Origin of the sequence: Mesorhizobium australafricanum, assembly GCF_033977265.1 — a bacterium.
Taxonomy (GTDB): Bacteria; Pseudomonadota; Alphaproteobacteria; order Rhizobiales; family Rhizobiaceae; genus Mesorhizobium; species Mesorhizobium australafricanum.
In genome coordinates this window covers 330,271-348,747 of the sequence record NZ_JAVIIT010000007.1, presented here as the reverse complement: position 1 = coordinate 348,747, position 18,477 = coordinate 330,271, and the positions used below count along the sequence as shown (strand labels likewise).

General features: G+C 63.0%; 18 protein-coding genes. 12 read left to right on the top strand and 6 right to left on the bottom strand.

Annotated elements, in window-relative coordinates:
• Positions 1 to 242: 242 nt before the first annotated feature.
• From RFM98_RS16620 to RFM98_RS16605, 4 genes are all read left to right on the top strand, one after another.
• The gene (locus RFM98_RS16620) at positions 243 to 1,415 is read left to right on the top strand and encodes an MFS transporter (RefSeq protein WP_320309874.1); all 1,173 of its coding nucleotides are present in this window, start codon (positions 243 to 245) and stop codon (positions 1,413 to 1,415) included.
• 160 nt (positions 1,416 to 1,575) lie between these two features.
• Positions 1,576 to 2,631, top strand: coding sequence for a M14 family metallopeptidase (locus RFM98_RS16615; RefSeq protein ID WP_320309873.1), 1,056 nt, complete (start codon positions 1,576 to 1,578; stop codon positions 2,629 to 2,631).
• A 239-nt stretch (positions 2,632 to 2,870) separates the two neighbouring features.
• A complete protein-coding gene (locus RFM98_RS16610) occupies positions 2,871 to 5,060 on the top strand; it encodes an anthranilate synthase (protein ID WP_320309872.1) in 2,190 nt (729 codons plus the stop codon).
• A gap of 32 nt (positions 5,061 to 5,092) precedes the next feature.
• A complete protein-coding gene (locus tag RFM98_RS16605; protein WP_320309887.1) occupies positions 5,093 to 6,022 on the top strand; it encodes a cation diffusion facilitator family transporter in 930 nt (309 codons plus the stop codon).
• Positions 6,023 to 6,025: 3 nt separating this feature from the next.
• Here RFM98_RS16605 and RFM98_RS16600 read toward each other — a convergent pair whose 3' ends face one another.
• From RFM98_RS16600 to RFM98_RS16590, 3 genes are all read right to left on the bottom strand, one after another.
• Entirely contained in the window at positions 6,026 to 6,412 is a 387-nt protein-coding gene (locus RFM98_RS16600; RefSeq protein ID WP_320309871.1) for a type II toxin-antitoxin system VapC family toxin, read from the bottom strand.
• Positions 6,409 to 6,654, bottom strand: coding sequence for an antitoxin (locus tag RFM98_RS16595; protein WP_320309870.1), 246 nt, complete (start codon positions 6,652 to 6,654; stop codon positions 6,409 to 6,411). Before RFM98_RS16595 ends, RFM98_RS16600 begins: the two co-directional genes overlap by 4 nt.
• 77 nt (positions 6,655 to 6,731) lie before the next feature.
• Entirely contained in the window at positions 6,732 to 7,832 is a 1,101-nt protein-coding gene (locus tag RFM98_RS16590) for a hypothetical protein (RefSeq protein WP_320309869.1), read from the bottom strand.
• Between the two features lie 100 nt (positions 7,833 to 7,932).
• Between RFM98_RS16590 and RFM98_RS16585 the strand changes: the two genes are divergently transcribed.
• The 6 genes from RFM98_RS16585 (at position 7,933) to RFM98_RS16560 (ending at position 11,563) form a co-directional block, all read left to right on the top strand.
• Positions 7,933 to 8,367: a DsrE family protein gene (locus tag RFM98_RS16585; RefSeq protein ID WP_320309868.1), complete on the top strand. Its 435-nt coding sequence runs from the start codon at positions 7,933 to 7,935 to the stop codon at positions 8,365 to 8,367.
• Between the two features lie 80 nt (positions 8,368 to 8,447).
• Positions 8,448 to 9,221 (top strand): SDR family NAD(P)-dependent oxidoreductase, encoded by a 774-nt coding sequence (locus tag RFM98_RS16580; RefSeq protein WP_320309867.1) that lies wholly within the window; start codon positions 8,448 to 8,450, stop codon positions 9,219 to 9,221.
• 51 nt (positions 9,222 to 9,272) lie between these two features.
• A complete protein-coding gene (locus RFM98_RS16575) occupies positions 9,273 to 9,584 on the top strand; it encodes a putative quinol monooxygenase (RefSeq protein WP_320309866.1) in 312 nt (103 codons plus the stop codon).
• Positions 9,585 to 9,732: 148 nt separating this feature from the next.
• Complete coding sequence (locus RFM98_RS16570) at positions 9,733 to 9,978, top strand: type II toxin-antitoxin system Phd/YefM family antitoxin (protein ID WP_320309865.1); 246 nt, start codon at positions 9,733 to 9,735, stop codon at positions 9,976 to 9,978.
• Positions 9,975 to 10,361, top strand: coding sequence for a type II toxin-antitoxin system VapC family toxin (locus tag RFM98_RS16565; protein WP_320309864.1), 387 nt, complete (start codon positions 9,975 to 9,977; stop codon positions 10,359 to 10,361). The genes RFM98_RS16570 and RFM98_RS16565 overlap by 4 nt, the downstream gene beginning before the upstream one ends.
• 98 nt (positions 10,362 to 10,459) lie before the next feature.
• On the top strand, positions 10,460 to 11,563 hold the full coding sequence (locus RFM98_RS16560) for an AbrB family transcriptional regulator (RefSeq protein WP_320309863.1): 1,104 nt from the start codon (positions 10,460 to 10,462) through the stop codon (positions 11,561 to 11,563).
• 131 nt (positions 11,564 to 11,694) lie between these two features.
• Here RFM98_RS16560 and RFM98_RS16555 read toward each other — a convergent pair whose 3' ends face one another.
• From RFM98_RS16555 to RFM98_RS16545, 3 genes are read right to left on the bottom strand one after another with little or no spacing between them, the layout of a single operon-like run.
• The gene (locus RFM98_RS16555; RefSeq protein WP_320309862.1) at positions 11,695 to 12,009 is read right to left on the bottom strand and encodes a nuclear transport factor 2 family protein; all 315 of its coding nucleotides are present in this window, start codon (positions 12,007 to 12,009) and stop codon (positions 11,695 to 11,697) included.
• Entirely contained in the window at positions 12,009 to 12,785 is a 777-nt protein-coding gene (locus RFM98_RS16550) for an esterase family protein (protein WP_320212307.1), read from the bottom strand. The genes RFM98_RS16555 and RFM98_RS16550 overlap by 1 nt, the downstream gene beginning before the upstream one ends.
• Before the next feature lie 4 nt (positions 12,786 to 12,789).
• The gene (locus RFM98_RS16545; RefSeq protein ID WP_320309861.1) at positions 12,790 to 13,956 is read right to left on the bottom strand and encodes an ATP-grasp domain-containing protein; all 1,167 of its coding nucleotides are present in this window, start codon (positions 13,954 to 13,956) and stop codon (positions 12,790 to 12,792) included.
• Positions 13,957 to 14,397: 441 nt separating this feature from the next.
• On the opposite strand from RFM98_RS16545, the gene leuA reads away from it, so the two are divergent.
• Both leuA and RFM98_RS16535 read left to right on the top strand, forming a co-directional pair.
• Positions 14,398 to 16,128, top strand: coding sequence for a 2-isopropylmalate synthase (gene leuA, locus RFM98_RS16540; RefSeq protein WP_320309860.1), 1,731 nt, complete (start codon positions 14,398 to 14,400; stop codon positions 16,126 to 16,128).
• 416 nt (positions 16,129 to 16,544) lie between these two features.
• The gene (locus RFM98_RS16535; protein ID WP_320309859.1) at positions 16,545 to 18,335 is read left to right on the top strand and encodes a tetratricopeptide repeat protein; all 1,791 of its coding nucleotides are present in this window, start codon (positions 16,545 to 16,547) and stop codon (positions 18,333 to 18,335) included.
• The last annotated feature ends 142 nt before the right edge of the window (positions 18,336 to 18,477 follow it).

The following is an 18,477-nucleotide window of genomic DNA, read 5'->3' as shown; positions in this document are numbered from 1 at the left end:
CCGTCCGCGCATCGCAAATCACTCCTGTTCGCCAACCGAAGTGAATCACAAAACATCACCAAACGCGACTTTTGCAGCAGCCTGTTAAAGCGCGTCGCCTGAATCCGGTTCAGCGCGACGCGCTTTAAGCCCGGCCGGGGCGTTCTCCCGTTTCTGCATTGCTGCGTTGCAACAATGGCGCTTGTGCGCCGGGTGCATCCAGAGCCAGTCTCGGATTTGAACCGATTCAGTCCGGACATCCCATGCCGCTGCCGATCCTAGCGCTTGCCATTGCATCCTTCTGCATCGGCACCACCGAATTCGTCATCATGGGCCTGCTGCCGGAAGTCGCGGCCGACCTCGGCGTCTCGATCCCATCGGCCGGCCTTCTGGTTACCGGCTATGCGCTGGGCGTGGTGTTCGGCGCGCCGATCGTGGCCATGGCAACCGCGCGCCTGCCGCGCAAACCGGTGCTTGTCGGTCTTGCCACGCTTTTCGTCATCGGCAATTTCTTCTGCGCCATCGCGCCGAACTACTGGCTGCTGATGGCGGCGCGCGTCTTTACTGCTTTCGGCCACGGCGCCTTTTTCGGCATCGGCTCGGTGGTCGCCGCGAGCCTCGTGCCGCGCAACAAGCGGGCCAGCGCCATCGCCCTCATGTTCGCCGGCCTGACGCTTTCCAACATCCTCGGCGTTCCCGCCGGCACGGCGCTCGGCGAAGCCTTCGGCTGGCGCGCCACTTTCCTCGCCGTCGTCGGCATCGGCCTGATTTCGGTCGCGGCGATCGCCTGGCTGGTGCCGTCGAATGTCGCGGAACCAAGCGGCGGCGGCCTGCGCGGCGAGCTGCGCGTGCTTGGCAAATTGCAGGTCTGGCTGGCGATGCTGATCGCCTCGCTCGCCTCCGCCAGCCTGTTCGCGGTCTTCACCTATATCAAGCCATATCTCACCGACGTCTCCGGCCTGTCGACCGCGACCGTCACCTGGGTGCTGCTGCTGTTCGGCGCCGGCATGACCATCGGCAACATCATCGGCGGCAGGCTGGCCGACTGGAAGCTGATGCCGACCGTCATCGGCACGCTGTTCGCCATGGCCGTGCTGTTCGTCGCCTTCGCCAATCTCGGCGCGGTTGCCATGGTCGCTGTTGCCATCGTCTTCCTGTGGGGCATGCTGATCTTCATCGTCGTGCCGCCTTTGCAGATACGCGTCGTCGAGGCGGCCGCCGAAGGACCGAACCTTGCCGCCACGCTCAACCAGGGCGCCTTCAATGTCGGCAATGCCGGCGGCGCCTGGATCGGCGGCCTCGCCATCTCCTGGGGCGTGTCTTACGCCAACCTGCCGCTGGTGGGCGCGGCGCTTGCCCTTATGGCCGTCACGGTAGCCGTGCTGTCGCAAGCGCTCGACCGCAGAACTGTCCTGCAGCCACAGCCGGCTGAATAAAGCTCGGCGTCTTCGCCGTAGCAGGCTCGGCGTCTTCGCCGTAGCAAGGCTCGGCGTCTTCGCCGTAGCCGCACTGCCCCGACGGCCCGACGCGGCTGGACCACTCGACAGCCCGATCGCAAAAATGCATGTGTGAAACCTCTTCACGCGGAGATATCCCATGCAGAAGACGATCGAGCGTATCGCCGGCGACAGCGAAGGCGTCGCTTACGAATTTCCGGTCTTCCGCTTCGATGGCAAGGACAAGGCGGCCCCTTCCGCCTATCTGCAGGCCGCCCTCCATGCCGGCGAGTTGCCTGGCGTCGTCGCCATCGACGCGCTGATGCCGCTGCTCGCCAAGGCGGAGGGCGAGGGCCGCATCAAGGGTCCGATCACGATCGTGCCCTGGGCCAATCCGGTTGGCCGCGCGCAATATCATTTCGGCGAGCATCAGGGCCGCTTCAATCTCGGCACAAGGACGAACTTCAACCGCTCTTTCCCGCTGCTTGCAGCACCCGACGCCAAGCTCTTGCCGGATGTCAGTCTTGGCGGCGCCGATCGCCGGCTGAAGAACCGGCTCGTGCAGCTCTCGCTCGGCAACGACATCGTCCTTGATCTCCATTGCGACGACGAAGGCCTCGCCTATCTCTACATCCACACCAGCCTGTGGCCGCAGATGGCTGACTGCGCGGCCGCCATGGGCGCTGAGGCCGTCCTGTTGTGGAGCGAGGACAATACCGGCACCTTCGAAGGCGCCTCGATCATGCCCTACCAGAACGTGCCGACGAGCGTCGCGCGCTTCGACCGGCGCGTCGTCACCACGGTCGAATATCGCGGCATGCTCGATGTCGATGGCGCGCTCGCTGCATCCGATGCCGAAGGACTCTACCACCTTCTGGTGACGCGCGGCGGCGTTCAGGACTCATCTGTCCCGAAATTCGGCAAATTTGCCGGGCCCGTCGTGCCGCTGGAAAACATCGACATGATGCCCGCGCCCAGGGCCGGCGCGATCCTCTACGACGTCAAGCCCGGCGACCGCGTCAAGAAGGGCGACAGGCTGGCAACGATCGTCCACGCGCCCGGCGAGGTCGGCGGCCGCACCGAGGTGTTTGCCCCGCAGTCGGGCTTCATCCTGACCCGCCGCTCGCGCCGCATCATCCGCGCTGGCGAGGATCTCTTGAAGCTCGCCGGCGACGGCCGAAGCGGCGACGCGCGCTCCGGCACGCTGGAGGACTGAGCACGCGCGGGCTTCGGCATCGACGTGAAATCCAGTTGCATGGACCTCCATTCGCCGCTATGGGAGTCGCCATGAATATGCGTTCGAACAAGACCGTTTGGTGGTGGGCCTGCTGACAGCGGCCTGTTCGTGCGTGTGCGCGTGAGAATAGAGGGTGGCCGCAACGGAATGTCCGGGCGGCCATTTGTTTTTTAAAGCCATTCCCGGGTCCGTTGCCCAAAACGCTGATGGAGACGGCAATGACGACTAAAGTTCTCGACAACGGGGCGGAGCGCTTCGTCACCGCGGGCGGTGTGACGATCACCCGCGAGCGGCACGACAGGCCCTATGAAGGTGCGATCGATGCCTATGTCGACGGCCTCAATTCGCGTCGCGGCGCGGTCTTTTCCTCCAATTACGAATATCCCGGCCGCTATACGCGCTGGGATACGGCCATCATCGATCCGCCGCTGGTGATTTCGGCGCGTGGCCGGGCGATGCGCATCGAAGCGCTGAACAAGCGCGGCGAAGTGCTGCTGCCGGTGATCGGCAAGGCGCTTGGCGAACTCAGCGAAGTGACGATCGCCGAGACTTCGAAGACGCTCATCCGCCTCGATGTCGCCAAGCCCGGCCGTGTCTTCACCGAGGAGGAGCGCAGCCGCGTTCCATCGGTCTTCACCGTGCTGCGCGCCATCACCGCGCTGTTCAAGACCGCGGAAGACGCCAATCTCGGCCTTTACGGCGCCTTCGGTTACGACCTCGCCTTCCAGTTCGACCCAGTCGACCACAAGCTCGAGCGCAGGGAAAGCCAGCGCGACCTGGTGTTGTTCCTTCCCGACGAGATCCTCGTCGTGGACCATTATTCGACCAAGGCCTGGACCGACCGCTACGACTATTCGGGCGAGGGCTTTTCGACCGAAGGCTTGCCGCGCGACGCCCATGCCGAGCCGTTCAAGATCGCCGATCGCATCCCGCCGCGCGGCGACCATGAGCCGGGCGAATACGCCAACCTGGTGCGGCGCGCCATGGAGAGCTTCAAGCGCGGCGACCTGTTCGAGGTAGTGCCCGGCCAGATGTTCTACGAGCGCTGTGAGACCCAGCCTTCCGACATCTCGCGCAAGCTGAAATCGATCAATCCGTCGCCCTATTCCTTCTTCATCAATCTCGGCGAAAACGAATATCTGATCGGCGCCTCGCCGGAGATGTTCGTGCGCGTCAACGGCCGCCGCGTCGAGACCTGCCCGATCTCGGGCACCATCAAGCGCGGCGACGACGCCATTTCCGATAGCGAGCAGATCCTCAAGCTGCTCAACTCCAAGAAGGACGAGTCCGAACTCACCATGTGTTCGGATGTCGACCGCAACGACAAGTCGCGCGTCTGCGAGCCGGGCTCGGTGCGCGTCATCGGCCGCCGCCAGATCGAGATGTATTCGCGTCTGATCCACACCGTCGACCACATCGAGGGGCGCCTTCGCGAAGGCATGGACGCTTTCGACGCGTTTCTCTCGCATGCCTGGGCGGTCACCGTCACCGGCGCGCCGAAACTGTGGGCCATGCGCTTCATCGAGCAGAACGAGAAGAGCCCGCGCGCCTGGTATGGCGGCGCCATCGGCATGGTCAACTTCAACGGCGACATGAACACCGGGCTGACGCTACGCACCATCCGCATCAAGGACGGCATCGCCGAGGTGCGCGCCGGCGCCACGCTGCTCTTCGACAGCGTGCCCGAGGAAGAAGAAGCCGAAACCGAACTGAAGGCATCCGCCATGCTCTCCGCCATCCGCGACGCCAAGACCGGCAACGCCACCGGAACCGAGCGCACCACCGCGCGCGTCGGCGACGGCGTCAACATCCTGCTCGTCGACCATGAGGACTCTTTCGTCCACACCTTGGCCAACTACTTCCGCCAGACCGGCGCCAATGTTTCCACCGTGCGCTCACCGGTGCCGGAAGAAGTCTTCGAACGGCTGAAGCCGGACCTCGTCGTGCTCTCGCCCGGCCCGGGCACGCCGAAGGATTTCGACTGCGCCGCCACCATCAGACGAGCGCGCGACCGCGACCTGCCGATCTTCGGCGTCTGCCTCGGCCTGCAGGCGCTGGCCGAAGCCTATGGCGGGGAACTCAGGCAATTGCACATCCCGATGCATGGCAAGCCGTCGCGCATCCGCGTCTCCAAGCCCGGCATCATCTTCTCAGGCCTGCCCAAGGAGGTGACCGTCGGCCGCTATCACTCGATCTTCGCCGATCCGGTGCGCCTGCCCGACGGTTTCGTGGTCACGGCCGAGACCGAGGACGGCATCATCATGGCCTTCGAGCACCGCAAGGAGCCGATCGCGGCGGTGCAATTCCATCCGGAATCGATCATGACGCTCGGTCACAATGCCGGCATGCGCATCATCGAAAACATCGTCGCGCATCTGCCGCGCAAGGCTAAGGAAAAGGCCGCCTAGGGCGGCATGTCGGGATGAGCGCGGCAATGACGATGTCGACGGCGGAAGCAAAAGCGGCGACCAGGCAAAAGGTCGCCAGCCTTGCGTTCTGGTCGATCGTCGTCGCCGGCGTCGTGCTCGCCCTCAAGGTCGTCGCCTGGTACATCACAGGTTCCGTAGCGCTTTATTCGGACGCGGCGGAATCGATCGTCAACGTCATCGCTTCGGCCGCCGCGTTCTGGGCGATCCAGGTCAGCTACAAGCCGGCCGACCAGGACCATCCCTTCGGCCATCACAAGGCCGAATACTTCTCCGCCGTTCTCGAAGGGGTGCTGATCGTCGTCGCCGCGCTGCTGATCATCAGCGAGGTCTGGCGATCGTGGCAGCAACCGGCACCGCTCGAGCAGCCCTGGCAGGGTCTCGCCGTCAACGGCATCGCGACAGTCATCAACGCCATCTGGGCCTGGATGTTGATCCGCGCCGGTCAGAACGCGAGGTCGCCCGCTTTGACCGCCGATGGCCAGCACATCATGACCGACGTCGTGACGTCCGTCGGCGTGCTCGGCGGCCTTGTCGGCGCGGTGCTTACCGGCTGGCAGATCCTCGACCCGTTGCTTGCCGTGATCGTCGCGCTCAACATCCTGTGGCAGGGCTGGCATGTCATCGGCTCGTCGATGAACGGGCTGATGGATCGCGCCGTCGACAACCAGGAAAACATGCAGATCCGCGACGTCATCTCGGCCAATTCGAAGGGCGCGATGGAGGTGCACGACCTGAAGACGCGCATTGCCGGGCGCGCGACCTTCATCGAATTCCACCTCGTCGTCGACGCCGACATGACGGTCGGCGCCAGCCATGTCATCTGCGACCGCATCGAGGATGCGCTGAAGGCCGAGATCCCCTCGGTGCGCGTCACCATCCATGTCGAGCCGGACGATGAGGCGAAGCTGCCGAAAGGCACCACGGCGGTGCCCTTCGCCTGAAAGTCACCAACTCTCGATCGTCAAATCCTTGATCCGCTCGAATTCTCGGACATTGCGCGTCATAATCGTCAGGCCACGGGCACGCGCCTGGCCACCGATCAGCACATCAAAGGAACCAATTGGAGTTCCCGACGTCGCCAGCATCGCTCGAATATCGCCGGCATGCCGTGCGTCTTCCCGGTCAAATTCGAGTATCGGAAACAACAGGGCCTCTAGACGTGCGAGATTGTCAGTCGTTCTCTGACCCTTGTAAGCGCCGTAATAGAGTTCATGAGCGACGATGGCTGAAAGCGCAAAATCCTGCGGTTTGTTTCGCCTGAGTCTGGTGAGGATATCCTCATCGCCTTTCATGACAGCGATGACTGCATTCGTGTCCAGCAGATAGATCATTTGAAGATATCGTCGAGGGCCGGCCGCTCCTGCTCCTCAGGCTTGTCTAGCGCCGCATCGATGAAATCGTCGTCAACTCTCCCGATCACCTGATCGAGCCAAGCCCAATCTTGCGGGAGAGGTTCGAGCACTATTGCCTGGCCGTGGCGGCGTATTGAAACCTCATCGGTTTCGAAGCGAAATTCCTTCGGCAGACGTACCGCTTGCGAGCGACCCGACCAGAATATTTTTGCCTTGTTCATTGTGTCCAGAGCCAATGATATCTAGCAAAAATATATAGCAACTCTCCGATGTGAACAAGGACGCTCCTTCCTGAACTTTACGGCGCGCAGGCCGACTGCGGCATCGGCTGCAGCCGATAGACCTTGTCGTCGGACTTGGTCTTGCCATGCGCCGCCTTCGAGCAGAGATCGACGACCGCCACCGCATTGTTGGGGTTCGCGAGCATCATCATGCCGTTGGCGCCGCGCTTGAGGAAAATCTCCTTCTGCGAGATGTCGCAGGAAAAATCGCTCATCTTCGAGCTGGCCGAGCAGCGCCACTGGTCGGCCTCGCCCTGGCAGGAATAGGTCTGCGTGACCTTTGCCCCTTTCTGCCTGGTGGTCACCGAAACGGCGATGTCGGCGCCATCCGGCCAGTTCGCGGTATCGCCGCTTGCGGCGAAGGAAGCGAGCTCGACCGGGCCGCGGAAGACGCGGATCGATTGCGTCAGTTGGTTGGGATGCGACTTCAGATGCGCATCGTCGTAATCACGCCCGAAGCAGAACGGTTGATCGGGCTTAAGCCGCACGCGCAACGGATCCCCTAGCGCCGGGTCGATCGGGTCGATGCGCGCGAACTCCGCCTTGCAGGTGTCGGCCGGCATCGGGTCCAGCTTGAAATTGTCGTCCCCGCTGCCCAGCGCCTGCTTGTTGTACTCCGCCTTGCTCATCTGTTCGGCGGCGTCCGGGTCGAGATATATGTCGGGGGACAGACCGGACAGGAGCAGCTTGCCCTTGTCGTCGACCTTCAGTGAAGCCAGCGTGCGGTCGCAGTCCATGCCGCAGCGGATGCCGCTCGAAGGATCGCTCGGGTCGTTCTTGTTACACCAGCTGCCCGCCCATTCCGGCTTCTTGGCGTCGCGCACCGTGGTGGTGAGAAAGCCGGTATAGGACGTATTCTGGTTGGCGGCGGGTTCTTCATTCGGCCGGCTGACCGGATCACGGCCGTAGAAGAAGAAAATGCGCGCGACCTTCTGGTGCGGATGCGCCTTGAGATGAGCGGCATCGTAGATGCGGCCGAAGCAGACGTCGGCGCCATTGGGGCTCAGCTCCTTGAGGGTGAGAGCATTGTCGGCGCGCGCCGCACCGGCAAAAGCGGCAAGGACAGCGCCAAGAATAGCGCCCGCCATGGTCCTCGCTACCATGGTCCTCGATGTCATATGATCCTCCTCCCACCGACAGGACTGGGGTTATGCTAGTCTAGGAGTGCGGGCCGGACCACGCAAAACTGCGCGAGAGGGCAAGGCAAGGGAGGATGCGATGTTGCGCCGTGATGTTTTTCGTGCCGGTCTTGCCGGCGCAGCAGGCCTTTTCGGCCTGAGCCGGGCAAATGCGGCAACAGCCGAGGAAAGGCTGAAGGTCGCCTATCACCTCAGTGACGCGGACAAGGTCAACTTCGTCCTTGGCAACATCAAGAACCACTATGAAGGCACCAACGGCAATGTCGATATCGTGCTTGTGGTGCACGGTCCGGCTCTTGCCGCCTTCAAGTCGAAGGGCGCTTCCGGCGCTATTTCCAGCCGCTTTGCCGGCCTTGTCCAGCAGGGGCTCGTTCCGCAAGCCTGCGGCAACACCCTGAGTGGCATGGACATCACGCTGACCGACCTGCTGGCGGGCTTCCAACTTGCCGAAAAGGGCGGCGTCGTGCAACTCGCCGAACTGCAGCACCAGGGTTATGTGTATCTGAGGCCCTGAACGCGCGCACTTGAACGCCAACACTTGAACGGAAGGCCGGCAATGGCCTACGAAAGATGGCAATCCGGAGGCCAGCCGACATGACGACACTTGCCATCCCCGATCTTGCCGGCAAGGCGGTGCTGGTTACCGGCGCCTCGACCGGCATAGGCGCAGCACTTGCGCGTGCTTACGCGGCGCAGAGGTGCCGGGTTGCGCTGCACTACAATGCGAGCCGCGAGGCCGCCGAAAACCTGGCCAAATCCGTCCGTGACGACGGCGGCGAAGTGTTTCTGACCCAGGGCGACTTCTCGATCGCCGCCGACGTCGAGCGTGTGGTCGAGGAAAGTGCGGCGCATTTCGGCCGGCTCGACGGTCTGGTCAACAATGCCGGCGGCATGCTCGGCCGCGTCGCCTATGCCGACCAGGACGAGGCGCATTACGACGCGGTGATGGACCTCAACGCCCGCTCGGTGCTGACCGCCTCGCGCAAGGCGATCCCGTGGCTGAAGCGTCAGGGCGGCTTCATCATCAACACGTCCTCGATCGCCGCCCGCAACGGCGCCGGCGGCGGCGCCGGCCTCTACGGCTCGTCCAAGGCCTTCGTCTCCAACGTGACGCGCGGCATGGCCAAGGAGCTGATCGGCTTCGGCATCCGTGTCAACGCGGTCGCGCCCGGCACCATCCTGACGCCGTTCCACGAACGCTATTCGAGCGCCGAGCAGGTCAAGGCCATGGTCGCCACCATTCCGCAAGGCCGCGCCGGAACGGCGCAGGATTGCGTCGGCGCCTATCTGTTCCTGTCGTCCGATCTGTTGAGCGGCTACATCATCGGCCAGGTGATCGAGGTCAATGGCGGCCAGTTGATGCCGTGAGCTGGCAACTGCATACTGAGTTCCGCGTGTAACCTGGAGGGAGATCAAGGCATGTACGGACTGATCGGCAAGATGCGGGCGGCGCGCGGCCAGCGCGATGCGGTCATGGACGTGCTGAGCGAAAGCACCGGCGCGCTCCCCGGCTGCCTGAGCTACATCATCGCCACCGATCCGGTTGACGCCGACGCGATCTGGGTCACCGAAGTGTGGACCGACCAGGCGAGCCACAAGGCCTCGCTGCAACTGCCGGAAGTCCAGGCGGCGATCGCCAGGGCACGTCCCTTCATCGCCGGTTTCGAATTCCAGATCGAGACCCAACCGGTCGGCGGCTTCGGCCTTCCGGCGCCCGAAAAGGCCGGTTGATCTCTTCGGAAATCTCAAAACTCGCCGGGCTGAGTCGCCGCCTTCTGCAACATCGCTATTGGCGGCAGATATCCAGTTCCCGACCACTTGCAATGCCCGAGCGATTGAACTAAGTTCATCAGACTAAGTCTGATTGGAGTGGCCAGCGATGCAGATCGTAAACATCCACAATGCCAAGACCAATCTCTCACGTCTCGTGGACCAGGCTGCCAAGGGTGAGCCGTTCATTATTGCCAAGGCGGGCAAGCCGCTGGTCAAGGTCGTTCCCATCGATCAGCCAGCCGCGACACAGAAAAAACGGCTTGGTTTCATGGTGGGCCAGTTTTCCGTGCCCGACGATTTCGACCGCATGGGTCAAGATGAGATCGAGCAGTTGTTCGGCCTCAAAACATGAAGTTGTTATTCGACACTCACTTGCTGCTGTGGGCAGCCAGTGAGCCAGACCGGCTGCCACTTGCGGCTGTAGCCGAGATGGAGGCTCCATCAAACGAATTGCTGTTCAGTGCTGCCAGCCTCTGGGAGGTCGCAATCAAGCGCGGCCTTGGGAAGGACGGCTTCACGGTCGATCCGCGCTTGCTTCGGCGCGGCCTTCTCGACAACGGCTATGGCGAATTATCCATCACCAGTGAGCACGCCGTCGCTGTCGACGGACTTCCGTCCATCCACAAAGATCCCTTCGACCGAATTCTTATTGCCCAAGCGACCGTGGAAGGCATCACCTTGCTGACTGTGGACGATCTTGTCGCCCGTTACCCTGGTCCTGTCCGAAAGGTCTGAGCAGAGATCCTTCAAGGGAGGATCGGTTAAAGGACGACGGGTTTCGTTTTCCTGTGTATTCAGGTTCGCATTTCCCGCATCCGGGTCTAAGACCAAAGATGGATTCCTCGCCAGAGCGATCATCCCAGGACCAAGCGCCGCCTGAACGCATGGCGCGCCTGCGCCCGCCGCGGCAGTGGCTGGTGCTGGTGGTGTTTTCGTTGCTCTTCGCCGGCGCGCTCGAGCTTGCCGCCCTGCCGGCGGCGCTGTTGATCGGCCCGATGCTTGCCGCGATCCTGGCCGGCACCAACGGCGCCACCGTGCGCGTGCCCCGCCCGCTGTTCGGATCTGCCCAGGCGATCGTCGGCTGCCTGGTCGCGAATTCGATCTCCGCCGACATCTTTCCGGTGTTCTATGACGAATGGCCGCTTTTCCTCGGCGTGGTCGTCGCTACCGTCGCCGCCTCCAGCCTGCTCGGCTGGCTGATCAGCCGCTGGCGCATCCTGCCCGGCACCACGGCAGTCTGGGGCTCCTCGCCCGGTGCCGCCACCGCCATGGTGCTGATGGCCGGCGCCTTCGGCGCTGACCAGCGTCTCGTCGCCTTCATGCAGTATCTGCGCGTCATCTTCGTCTCGATGACCGCGGCGCTGGTTGCCAAGATGTGGGTCGACACATCCGGTGTCGAGGTGCCGCCCATCATCTGGTTTCCGCCGATCGATCTCTTCGCCTTCGCCGCCACCATCGGCATCGCGGTCGTCGGCGGCCTGCTTGGAAAGCTGGTCAGGCTGCCCTCGCCCTTCTTTCTCGGCACCTTCATTTTCGGCGCGGTGATCCATCTCGGCCTCGGCGTGCCGATGCAACTGCCGCCCTGGCTGCTGGCAATCAGCTACGCCATGGTGGGCTGGTCGATCGGGCTGAATTTCACCCGGCCGATCCTGCGCCATGCGGCGCGCGCCCTGCCGCAGATCATCGGCTCGATCGTCGCGCTGATTGGCTTTTGCGGCGGCATGGCCTTCGTCATCAGCCGCCTGCTCGGCATCGACCCGCTGACCGCCTATCTGGCGACCAGCCCCGGCGGCATGGACAGTGTCGCCATCATCGCCGCCGCGGCGCGGCACGTCGACATCTCCTTCGTCATGGCGCTGCAGTCGGCGCGCTTCCTGGTCGTGCTGCTCATTGGGCCAAGCCTAGCCAAGCTGGTGGCGCGAAACGTCGGGGCCTGATCTGGGCTGTCCGGTGCAGGGGGAGCGGAGGAGAAGGGCCCATGGAACGCCGTCAGAATGCCGTCGATCTTTTCCGGTCGCGTTGCCGTCGTGACAGGTGGCGCGCAAGGGCGCCATGACGCCATGTGGCCTCAGCTGATGATCAGGCTTGCGATCCGGTCGCCGTCCAGCGTGAAGGCCATGTCGCCCTCGCCGTTGAAGCCATTGCCCGTCACCGCGACGCGGGCGTGGTAGACGCCGTCGCGTTGCGCGACGCGCACGATGCGAAGATTGGATTGCACGCCGATATTGTCCGACTGGTTCCATCGCGCGACCTCGTCGCGGCCATGGAAATCGCGTCCCCAGTCACTCAGGAAAGCATCGTCGGTGAATGTGCCCAGAAAGGCCTCGGTATCGCCGCCGTTGGTGGCTTCGACAAAACGGCGGATCGGGTCGGGCGTGCTCATCAATCCAGCCTGTGCATCAGGTCGTCATCCAGCCAGCGGCCGAAGAAATAGACCAGCTGCTTGTGCCACCATGGCCAGTCATGGCTGACATCGCCGCCCCAATAGTCGACCCAGGCAGGGATGGACTTGTCGCGCAGCACCTGTTCCAGCTCGCGCGTTTCGACAAGCATGCGCTCTTCCCAAGCGCCCTGGCCGCAGCAGAAGATCAGCCGCAGCGCCCGCAGCCGCCCGAGCAGCTTCTGGTCGACGATGCCCGGCAGATAGTCGAGCGGCGAGTTGAAATAGATGTTGCCTTCCAGCGTCCGGCCGAAAAAGTCGCGGGCCGAATAGACGCCCGACAGCGAGATCACGCCGCTCGCCAGTTCCGGGAAGCGGAACACGAAATTCGACGAATGGTAGCCGCCCATCGAGCAGCCGCAGAACAGCGGCTTGAGAACGCGCCCGCCATTGGCCTTGGCGGCAGTCGCCTGCAATTCCGGCAGCGCCTCCTCGCGAACATAGCGGAAATAGGCCTCGTGACGGGCGATGCGATGCGCCGCATCGGCATGCTTGTCGAAGAAGGATTCCGAATCGATGCCGTCGAGTGTGAACAGCTGGATGCGGCCGGTGTCGATGAAGTCGGCAAGTGCTGCGACCCCGCCCGAATCCTCGAACTGATAGAACCTTCCTTGCGAGGTCGGGAACACCACAACCGGGCGCCCGGCATGGCCGTAGCGCTTGTATTCCATGTCGCGGCCGAGATTGCGGGCATGACCCTTGTGATAGGAGACGTCCATCCGCTCAGGCCCTTTCCGCATGGATATAGTCGACCGCCTGGCGCAGCGCCTTCGGATCCTTCGAACGCATCTGGTAGGCGTAATTGCCCATGGCGCGGCTGAAGACCTCTTCGATGGCCTGGTGATGGACGATCTTGTCGCCGTGGGCGGCTAGCACGTCCGCATGGCTGTGCAAATAGTCGATGTGGCGTTTGCGGCTGGCGTAGGCGGTGAAATACTTGCCCTTATAGGGGCCTCCGGCGGCATCCTTGACCACCATATCGGCCCATGCCGCATAGACGTCGATGTCGAAAGTGTAGTTGATGGCATCGGTCATCCAGGCGCCGGGCGGGCGCATGTTGACCTCCAGCGCGATGACGCGATTGTCCTTGGTCTCGAAAAGCTCGATGTGGAAGAAGCGCTCGCGCACGTCGAACGCCTTCAGGATCTTGCGGCCCGCCTCTTCCACTGCCGGCGTGATCTCGGGAAAGCAGGTGTAGCTCATGTGGCGGTCCTTGTTGACCGCATCCATGATGCTCTGGTCGTAACGGTGGCTGGCTGCCAGCACCACCTCGCCGTCGCGGTTGACCAGCCCATCGAATGTCACCACCAGCCCCTCGATGAACTGCTCCATGACGAAGGTCACGCCCTCCGGCTTGTCCCTGAAGAACTGGTCGAGCTCCCTGGCGTTGGAGATCTTGAAGGTGTTGGAGGCGCCCGAGCCGGAATCCGGCTTGACCACCACCGGATAGCCGACGCGGCGGATGAAGGTCATGGCGCCGGCGCGGTCGGAGCATTTGCGCTGCGGGATGGTCTCGACGCCGCTCTTGCGGAAGAAGGCGCGCATGCGGCTCTTGCGCTTCAGGTTTTTGACGAAGTCGAGCTTGGTGCCATAGATGTTGAAGTCGGTGCGGATGTTGGCTTCGAGCTCCAGCCAATGCTCGTTGAGCGACTCGAAGCGGTCGATGCGGCCCCATTTGTGGATGAAGTGGCCTATCGCCCGGAACACCGCATCGTAGTCTTCCATGTCGGCGATGCGGTAGTATTCCGAAAGCGCCGGCTTCAGCTTGCTGTTCAAGCTCTCGTAAGGCGCATCGCCGATGCCGAGCACGGTGGCGCCGGCCTTCTTCAGCCGGTCGCAGAAATCGGTGCCGTTGGCTGGAAAATGCGGCGAGAAGAACACGAAATTCATGGACGACCCCTCCCCGGAGCTTTGCCCGGTAGCCAAACCTTCGGAGCCAACTCTGGCGCATTTGCGTGCCGCGGGGAAGACTATCCGCATCGGCGACGACATCGACACAATGCATTCATCCATGCGTCCCGCTTGCCTCCGCCGGGCCGCTCCTGTAAGAGAGCCGCCATGATCACGCGTGTCCGCTCCGTCGCTTCTTCTCGCACCGGCTTTGCTGGCGAGACCGCGCGCGCGCTCGCTTCGACCCTGCTTCTTCTCGGCCTTATCGGCGATCGCCGGGTTCGCTGAAGGAGCGCCCGGCGGTCGAAAACCGCCGCTTAAGGCACATGCTCCTTGGCCAGACTTTGGCAAAGTCACATCAAGCGAACGAATTTTTGGTTGAGGCGACGCTCGCCACCCATCCGCCTGAAGCGGGCATGCGGGCCGCCGGGAGAAATGACGATGAACGCACGAGACGAGATCCGCGCCGGCGAGGCTGAAGCCGAGAAGCGCGCGGCCGGCCATATGCCGGATGCAGCACGTAAATATCAATCCTACCCAACCGTCGGCCTGACCGACCGTACCTGGCCGAACAAAATTATCGACAAGGCGCCGATCTGGTGCTCGGTCGACCTGCGCGACGGCAACCAGGCACTGATCGACCCGATGGGCCATGAACGCAAGGCACGCATGTTCGCCATGCTGCTCGACATGGGCTTCAAGGAAATCGAGATCGGCTTCCCCTCGGCCTCGCAGACGGATTTCGACTTTGCCCGCTGGTGCATCGAGGAAGGCGGCGTGCCCGAGGATGTGTCGCTCCAGGTGCTGGTGCAATGCCGGCCCGAGCTGATCACGCGGACTTTCGAGGCGCTGAAGGGCGCGCACCGCCCGATCGTTCATTTTTACAATTCGACCAGCGAACTGCAGCGCCGTGTCGTCTTCGAAAAGGACGTCGCCGGCATCAAGCGCATCGCCACCGACGCCGCCAAGATGATCACCGACATGGCCGCCAGGGCCGGAGGCGGCTACCGTTTCGAATATTCGCCGGAAAGCTTCACCGGCACCGAGCTCGAAGTCGCGCTGGAGATCTGCAACGCGGTCACCGAGATCGTGAAGCCGACGGCCGACAACAAGCTGATCATCAATCTGCCCTCGACGGTCGAGATGTCGACGCCCAACGTCTATGCCGACCGCATCGAATGGATGTGCCGCAACCTCGACAACCGCGAGAACCTGATCGTCTCGCTGCATCCACATAACGACCGCGGCACCGGCATCGCCACCACTGAGCTCGGCCTGATGGCCGGCGCCGACCGCGTCGAAGGCACGCTGTTCGGCAATGGCGAACGCACCGGAAATGTCGACATCGTCACGCTGGCGCTCAACATGTTCACCCAAGGCGTCGATCCGGAGCTCGACTGCTCCGACATCAACCGGATGAAGGACGTCTACGAGTATTCGAACCAGCTGAAGATCCCGGAACGTCACCCTTATGTCGGCGAACTGGTCTATACGGCCTTCTCCGGCTCGCATCAGGACGCCATCAACAAGGGCATGAAGGCGCTGAAGAAGGCCAACACGCCGATCTGGGAAGTGCCCTATCTGCCGATCGATCCGGCCGATGTCGGCCGCACCTACGAGGCGATCATCCGCATCAACTCGCAGTCGGGCAAGGGCGGCATCGCCTATGTGCTGCAGGCCGATTACGGCCTCAATCTGCCGCGCAATCTGCAGATCGAGTTCAGCCAGGCGATCCAGGCGATCACCGATGCGGAAGGCAAGGAAGTGCCGGTCAAGCGCATCCACGAACGCTTCCTCGAAACCTATGTCGACCAGCCCGGCGCGCGGCTGAAGTTCCTCGACCACCGCACCTATCCCGACACCGAGGTGAAGGGCCGGCGCATGGTCGAAGCGGATATCCTCGACAACGGCAAGGAAGTGACCATCACCGGCTCGGGCACCGGCCCGATCGACGGCTTTGTCGATGCGCTCTCGCGACATGTCGGCGTCGACATGTCGGTGCTGGACTATTCCGAGCATTCCTTGCAGCGCGGCTCCAACGCCTCGGCGATCTCCTATGTCGAAATGGAGTATCCGGGTGGCAAGCTGTTCGGCGCCGGCATCAACACCAACATCGTCGCCGCTTCGCTGGAGGCCGTTGTTTCGGCCGCCAACCGTATCATCGGTCGCTAGAAAGGAATGGTTGGACTCGGCGGCTTCGCCGTAGCCTCCGTCCGGAATTGCGTTGAAACAAAGAGATAGAGCGCTTCGCCGTTTCCGTGAAACGGCGAACCGCTCTCATGCATGTCGCCCAGAAGTGCGCAGCGGTTCTGGGACAACGACATGCATCAAAACAAAGACTTAAAGCGCGTCGCCTGAATCCGTTTCAGCGCGACGCGCTTAGGCCGGCTGACCGGATGATACATCCATCGGAGCGTGGCGCATTCCAGCTCGCGCCACGCTTCAAGGAAAAACGCGCCTGCCATTCGTTAACCGGCGGGGGAATTTCCGGTGGCTTACGCGATCGTACAACAGAAGCATCCTTGTGCGGGGACGCGAGCGCTATATGATCGCGCCCTAACCTGTGCCGACTTCGAAAGGATCGACACTTGGAGCATGCCCCGCCTGCCGCCCCCGCAGTGCGCGAGACATTGGAGCGACTGCTTGCCAGCGAAACGTTCGGACGCTCCGAGCGTGCCCGCAGGCTTTTACGTTATCTGGTCGAACGCGAGCAGGCCGGCGAGGCGGACAGGCTGAAGGGCGTTTCCATTGCCATGGACGTCTTTGGCAAGGACGGCGATTTCGACGCCTCCACCGACGCCGTGGTCAGGGTCCAGGCCGGTCGCCTGCGCGAACTCCTGGAGCAGTACTTCGCCAATGAAGGTGTCGCCGAGCCGGTGCGCATCGCGATCCCGCGCGGCGGTTATGTCCCTTCCTACGAGCTGAACGCAATCCGGCTGCCTGGCGCCGCCAAGCCCGCCGCCGGCGGCCATGCTGCTTCGCCCTTGGCTGAGCATTTGGAGAATCCCGCGCCCGCCGATGCCGCGCCTGCGGATGCCGCGCTGCTGATGACCAACCCGGCGACACCTGTATTGGCGTCATCGCTGACGCGCCAATTGCGGTTCTTCTGGGCTGCCATGGTTCTGGTCATCGCGATGCTGGGCGTCCTTGTCGTCCGCCAGGGCAATGCCTTCCTCCATCACGGCGACGACGCGGCCGCAGCGGCCGAAACGGCGGGCGTCACCGACAGCATCGCTTCGCAAACGTTCGACAGCTTGCCTTTGATCTATATTGCCACCAGGGCCGACGGCGCGGAGGCGAGCCGTGTCGCCTCCGCGCTGCGCGCTGGCCTCGCCGGCTTCGATACCATAGATTTCATCGGCCGCGACGCCGACGCAACGCGCGATAGGTCCGCCGATCCGATCAGCTTCGTTTTCGACATTGTACCCGGACCCGCGACGGGCGACATCACGGTCGAATTGCAGAGCGTTGCGACCGGACGGGTTCTCCTGTCGCGCAACTTGACATCGGCCGAAAGCGCGCCTGGTGTGGTTGAAAGCAACATCGCCAGCCTCCTGACTTCGACCGTTCCCGCTTCCGGTGCGATCTACAGTTACATCGACCAGAGCGACATCCGGACCAGCCAGATCGGTTGCCTGGTGCTCGACGACCGCTACTATCTCGACCAGAGCGCCAAGACGCATGAGGCTGCGTATCGCTGCCTTGAGAAGCTGGTCAGCCAAGGCAGCAAATCATCGCTCGTCTATGCGGAACTGGCCTCGCTTCACCTCGAAGCCGTCACCAATTCCTACGCCTATCCCGCCGACGCGACGCTCGAAAAAGCCATGTCGCTTGCCCACCGCGCCGTTCAGATGGGGCCGATGAGCCCGCATGCGCATCGCGCCTTTGGCTACCTCAACTCGCGTCTCGGCAACACGGACGAAGCGATCCGCTTGATGCGCAAGGCCTATGAGCTCAATCCATACGATCTCGGCATGGCCGCCGCCTACGGCTACGGGCTGATCTTCGCCGGCAAGTATGACGAGGGAACGCCGATCCTGGGCCGCGCGGTCGACGCCTTCAGCGGCCATCCGACCTGGTGGGATTATGGTCTGTTCGTCGGAGCCTTCATGCAAGGCGACTTGAAGAAGGCCGCTACCGCCAGTGAATCGCTGCGCACGACGGCATCCAAGTCGCACTATCTGGCCGCGCGCCTGATCGGCGCCAGGATTTCGGGCCGCGACAAGCTGGCGGGCGAGCTTGCCAACGAGCTCACCGCCGAATTCCCGAAATTCGCCGCCGACCCGCGCGCGACATTCGTCGACCGCAAGTACCCCGCGGATCTCACCGATCGGCTGGTGCAATCCTTGCGCGCCGCCGGGATCGGCAACCCGAGCTAAACACGCCTTCCGCCATGTTTGGGACATGCATGCGCGTCGAGCCCTCGACGGGTCGTGGCGGTCGCGAAAATTTTACTGGCCATCGGTCCGGATCAGGAGCAATTCAGCCACAATTCGCAATACCTGCCTGTCTTGTTAACCG